The organism is Lachnospiraceae bacterium, from assembly GCA_022794035.1.
GTDB lineage: Bacteria > Bacillota > Clostridia > Lachnospirales > Bianqueaceae > CALWPV01.
On the sequence record JAAWDX010000015.1, the window covers coordinates 1 to 1,032 of the forward strand.

Here is a 1,032-nt window from a genome sequence, read left to right on the forward strand (position 1 = left end):
AAGAAAGGGAAGCGTGAAAAGGATGAAAAAGAGAGTAAGACAGTACCTGGCAGTGATGATGACGGTGATCATGCTGGTGACGAACTACGCGGGAGAGTTTGCGAGCGCGGCAGAGCGGCGGGACACAAGCAAGGCAAACGTGTACGTGTACGTGCAGGTAAATGGAACGATACCGGGACTGAAGGCGAATGATAATGATAAGGATGTGTGGTACACGCTCGGTAAGGTGGAGGCTGCAATCGGCAAGGTAGGCAGTACCAGCACGCAGGCACAGTCGTGGCAGGTAGAGGCTGCGCAGGATAAGCTGGATAAGATCAGCTGGCACGGGGATATGACCTGGGATAACAGGGCAGTGTTTAAAGAATATCTCAGCAGCATCAATAACTGGAGCCTGCACGGAGCAAGCGGAGCCAACGGGTATCCGAGCGTAAGCGGAGCGCAGTGGCACATGGACGGATATATCAACGTAGGGTATACGGTGGTGTATCACTATGGAATGGATGATATAGGCGGGAAGCCGGTGGCACAGGAGCTTGGCAAGACGTATCAGGAGCAGAGCGATTACAAAGAGGCTCCGGAGATCGTAGGGTATGAGCTAGATCATATCGAGCAGTGCCAGATCACATCCTTAGATCCTTCCCAGAACAAGGTGCATGTATGGTATAAAGAGAAGGTTACGATCGAGGTAAGCGGAAACAGCGAGAGCGTAGTGTATAACGGACAGAAGCAGAGCATCAGCGGCTACGCAGTAAGCGGAGCGCCGGAGGGCGTAAGTGTGAGCCTGAAGGCAGGCGTGAGAGCAGAGGCCCAGGGAAAAGATGCAGGGACGTATGCGATGGGGCTGAGCGAGGAGAGCTTTAACGTAGGCGGAGAGAATGCAGGAAAGTATGCGATCGAGCTCGTGGTCAAGGACGGAGCGCTGACGATCGGGAAGAGAAGCGTCACGCTGACATCAGAAGGCGCAGAGAGAGCGTATAATGGAGAGGCGCTGACAAATGAAACGGTAACAGTAAGCGGAGACGGGTTCATCGA

General features: G+C 53.8%; 1 protein-coding gene. It reads left to right on the forward strand.

All coding sequences use genetic code 11. The features are described 5' to 3' along the window. Positions 1–22: 22 nt before the first annotated feature. Positions 23–1,032, forward strand: a 1,010-nt coding sequence (locus tag HFE64_10965) for a hypothetical protein (protein ID MCI8633979.1), incomplete at its 3' end; no start/stop codon positions are given.